This is a genomic window from Streptomyces sp. (genome assembly GCF_019510245.1).
Classification (GTDB): Bacteria; Actinomycetota; Actinomycetes; order Streptomycetales; family Streptomycetaceae; genus Streptomyces.
Window position 1 is genome coordinate 1 of record NZ_JAEKKT010000012.1, and the last position, 3,999, is coordinate 3,999.

The 3,999-nt window shown below is 68.1% G+C and carries 5 protein-coding genes and 1 pseudogene; 3 read left to right on the top strand and 3 right to left on the bottom strand.

Annotated features, from left to right (window positions below; genetic code table 11):
* Positions 1-760: alpha/beta fold hydrolase (locus JF597_RS00265; RefSeq protein ID WP_293986515.1), on the bottom strand; the 760-nt coding region annotated here is incomplete at its 3' end.
* Positions 761-960: 200 nt separating this feature from the next.
* Entirely contained in the window at positions 961-1,626 is a 666-nt protein-coding gene (locus tag JF597_RS00270) for a DUF4097 family beta strand repeat-containing protein (RefSeq protein WP_293986517.1), read from the bottom strand.
* A gap of 226 nt (positions 1,627-1,852) precedes the next feature.
* Between JF597_RS00270 and JF597_RS00275 the strand changes: the two genes are divergently transcribed.
* Together JF597_RS00275 and JF597_RS00280 are read left to right on the top strand one after the other, a co-directional pair.
* The gene (locus tag JF597_RS00275) at positions 1,853-2,608 is read left to right on the top strand and encodes a helix-turn-helix domain-containing protein (RefSeq protein WP_293986519.1); all 756 of its coding nucleotides are present in this window, start codon (positions 1,853-1,855) and stop codon (positions 2,606-2,608) included.
* A gap of 22 nt (positions 2,609-2,630) precedes the next feature.
* Positions 2,631-2,848, top strand: a pseudogene (locus tag JF597_RS00280) (IS256 family transposase); the annotation flags it as partial.
* A gap of 7 nt (positions 2,849-2,855) precedes the next feature.
* Here the strand turns inward: JF597_RS00280 and JF597_RS00285 are convergent.
* Positions 2,856-3,608: an alpha/beta hydrolase gene (locus JF597_RS00285; RefSeq protein ID WP_293986521.1), complete on the bottom strand. Its 753-nt coding sequence runs from the start codon at positions 3,606-3,608 to the stop codon at positions 2,856-2,858.
* A 60-nt stretch (positions 3,609-3,668) separates the two neighbouring features.
* Between JF597_RS00285 and JF597_RS00290 the strand changes: the two genes are divergently transcribed.
* Positions 3,669-3,999: hypothetical protein (locus JF597_RS00290; RefSeq protein WP_293986523.1), on the top strand; the 331-nt coding region annotated here is incomplete at its 3' end.

Sequence of the window (3,999 nt, forward strand, 5' to 3'; positions counted from 1 at the left end):
GGTCGAGGGCGGCGACCTCGCGTACGGCCTCGGCAACGGCCGGGGAGTCCTTCTTGAGGATCGCATCGTGATTGCTGGCGACCTTCCCGCTGATCTTGATGTTCGCGTTGCGTGCGACTACTCCATCGAGGCTGGCGCGGATCCGCTCCTGCTCGTCACCCTTGCTTCCGAGAGACGTCCCCGAAGCGACCACATATCGCGCCGGGACGGTGATGTTGTCCAGCACGGGGCCCAGCTCGCGCTCGCGGGCGAGCCTGCCGAGCTCGATGTTGCTGTCCGCCAACTGTTCGGCATTCATCCGCGGGGTCAGGCCCGTCGGGCGCAGTAGCGGCATGAACAAGTTCAACCGCCGAAAGGTCTTCCGGATCCGCTGTTCCATGGCCTCGTCCAGCCAGTCGTACGGCTGCGCGCCGTCGACCAGGACCGCGCCCAAGGTGCGGTCCGGATTCCGGCTGGCCCAGTGCGCCGCGATGAACGCCCCGTAGGACCAGCCCACCACCAGCACCCGGTCCACACCCCTGGCCGCGAGAACGGCATCGACGTCCCGAACGGCGGCCTCGAAGGAATAGTCCGCCGAACGCTTCGATTTCTTGCCGCGGGCCCGCTCGTCGTAGGTGATGTGCCGCCACCCCGTCCCCAGTTCGGCGATGACCCGCCGCCAGTACCCCTGGGTTGCGCACTGGCCGTTGAGGTAGACCACAGGGATACCGGGACCGCCGGTGTCGGTGACGGCCAGGGCCGTATCGTCGACCGGCACCATGCCGGTCCACTTCGAACTGGTCGAGGAAGTGCTGTTCTTCGTCATGTGTTCCCCCTGGTCGCGTGAGAGCGTCTTGTACGACTTCTCCAGGCCCTGCACGTGGATGGCAGGCTTTGGGACGGACGGCCGCGTCCTCGGCGGCGACCGACAGGATCTCGATCGCTGTGAGCCCCCGCCGGACAGTCCTGGTTCTGGCTTCTTCAGAGGCTGCGGGCGGTGATGTCGCCGTGGGAGGTGGTGGCGCGGATGTCGAGTTCGGTGGTGCCATCGTTCTTGAGGGCGTTGCTGACGCGGCCGTAGTCGGTGCCGGCGTCCAGGGCGGCCGAGACGCCGGCGGCGGCGACGACCGAAATGTCGCCGGACTGGGTGCGGAGCACGACCGTGCCGCGTACGGCCTCGGTGATCCGGATGTCGCCCCTTGTGGTGCTGATCTCCGCGGGGCCGCCCAGCCGGCCAACCTCGACATCGCCGTCGATCGCGGTGAGGCGGACGCTCGCGGCTTCGTCGATCTTGATCTGGTGGTACGCGCCTTCGAAGGTGATGTCGCCGAGGCGTCCGACGCCGCGGAGCTCGGCGCTGGCGGCCTTGGCCTCGATGCGGGAGCCGGCGGGCAGTTGGACCGTCACCTCGATGGATCCGGACGCGCCGAGGATCTGGTTCTTCTCCGCCGGGGCCGTGATCCGCAGGATGCCGTCGGCGTAGACGACGGTGGTCTGCTCGGCGGTCTTCGTGTCGCTGCTTTTGGAGGGGTTGGCGGGCAGGACCTCGACGGTGGTGTCGGCGCGGTCTGCGGCGATGAACTGGATGCGTCCGGCGGGGATGTCCAGGATGGCGGAGATCGCGGCGGGGGTGTCGAACTTCTGCATTATGTTCTCCTCGTGCACTCGTAGTTTCTGGCACCGTGAACGCTACGTTGCGTTCGAGGATTGAGCAACTACCTCGTTGCATGAAATCCGCATTAGTGCAGCTAGAGCTCAACTTTTCGTTGCAGCGAGTGTGAACCTAACGCAATGAAAGGCGCCCTGGTCGTTGCATTGGCCTGCAGGCGAACGCTACGATGACAGCGTCCGCGAAGCACGAAAGGAGATCGCGGTGCCGGGAGGCAGACTCACCCAGCAGGAACGTCAGCAGATCGCGCTAGGGCTGGCCGACGGCCTCGCCTACGCGGAGATCGCCCGACGTCTCGACCGCCCCACCTCGACGATCACGCGTGAGGTGATGCGCAACGGCGGCCCCACCGCCTACCGCGCCGACCTGGCCCACCGAGCCACCGAACGCCGCGCCCACCGGCGCAAGCACACCCCGCCCCGAGGGCAGGGGGTGCCGGCGCAGGCCCACGGGCGCGACGACGAGGCCGTGCGCGAGTACGAGGAGGCGTTCACCACCCTCCTGATGCAACAGGGTCTGCCCAAGATGACAGCTCGGGTGCTGACCTGCCTCTTTATCGCCGACGCGGGCAGCCTCACCGCGTCCGAACTGGTCCAGCGCCTCCAGGTAAGCGCGGCGTCCGTCTCCAAGGCGATCGCGTTCCTCGAAGATCAGGGCCTCGTCAGCCGGGAACGCGACGAACGCCGCCTCGAGCGCTACTTCGTCGACGACGACGTCTGGTACCAGTCGACGGTCGCCAGCGCCCGCGGCACCGCCCAGGTCGCCGAGATCGCACGGCAGGGCGTCGGCATCCTCGGCCGCGACAGCCCGGCCGCCGCCCGCCTGGAGAACATCGCCCGCTTCAGCGACTTCATCAGCGAGAGCATCCTCCGCGCCGCGGAGCAGGTCCGCGAAGTCCTCTACACGAGACCCGAAATGACGCCAGGTAACACCACCACACCAGGTTCGGATCGCGGATAGACAGCCGTCTTGATGGTCACAGCGGACGACGAACCCCATCGCGTCGACGTTCGCCACCGTCCGCCTGCGCACGAAGGTCACCAAGGGCGTCGGCAGCCGAGCCGCCGGCCTGGGGTCTTCAAGTTGATCGAGTCCGCACAGGCCCGCTGGCGCGCGGTCAACGCTCCTCACCCGGCGGCCCTGGTCCGAGCCGGGACTCGCTTCGAACGCGGTGTCCTGGTCGAGCGCGCCGATGCTTGACGAGGCGTCAGCGGACGTGGTCGAGCATGTCGGTGACGTCTACGAAGGCTCGGTCTCCCGCCGCCGCGGCTGCGGGAGAGAGGGTGTCGAGGGTGAGGAATCCGTGGACCATCCCAGCCTCGCAGCGGTGTCTGACTGGAACGTTCGCGGCGGCCAGCCGAGCGGCATAGGCGTCGCCCTCGTCCCGAAGAGGATCGTGCTCAGCGGTGACGACCACGGTGGGCGGCAGCCCGCCGAGGTCGGCGGCGTACAGCGGGCTGACCTCGGGGTCGGCGCGCCGGGACGAGTCTGGGACCCATTGCTCGGCCCCCCAAGCGACGTCGTCGGTCGTCAGGCCCCAGCCCGTGGCCTTCGACCGCGTGCTGGGACAGGAGAGTGTCAGATCGGTGTTGGGGTACACCAGGATCTGGGCGGCCGGCAGCGGTCCGCCCTCATCGCGCAGGCGCAGACAGGCAAGCGTGGCGAGGTTACCGCCGGAACTGTCACCCATGACGACGATCGGGCCTGCGATCCCCGCGCCGGAAACTCCGCCGGCCGCTGCCCACCGGATGGCATCCACGCAGTCATCGACAGCAGCCGGCCACGGGTGTTCCGGAGCCCGGCGGAAGTCGACGCTCAGCACGGCCGTGTCGGTACTGAGCGCCAATCGGCGGCATGCCCGATCGTGCGACTCCAGATCGCCGATCGTCCACATCCCTCCATGAAGGAACACCACCAGCGGCCTGCGCCCCGCCGAAGGCCGGTAGAGACGGGCCCCCACGGCAGCCGAGCCGACCGTCAGATCCTCGACGTGGGCGATCGCGGGGCCCGGAGGCCGGGCTTGAGCACGGAGTCGCTGCGCACGCCGCAACTCCGCCGCGCCCATGGCACGGGCGAGAGGTCCGGGGTCCTGTCGAACAGCCTTGATGAAGGCGGTCAGTTCGGCATCGGCGAGCGAGGGGTCAATCAGTTCGGCCACGCAGGCCAGGATGCCATCCTGATCCGAACGATCCGGCTCGGAGACAGCATCCTGGTCAAGAACCTTTACACCACTGCCTGGTGCCTGACCGACGCTCTCCGATCCACAACATTCGACAGCTACTCGTGGTGCCCACGCCAGCCCCTTCAACCTGAGCCGACCCCATCACGCGCCCGCCAGGCGGCCTCGTTCA

What these genes read in the sequence shown, in the direction of transcription:
- JF597_RS00270 (WP_293986517.1), bottom strand. Translation starts at nt 1,626, where the DNA reads ATGCAGAAGTTCGACACCCCCGCCGCGATCTCCGCCATCCTGGACATC.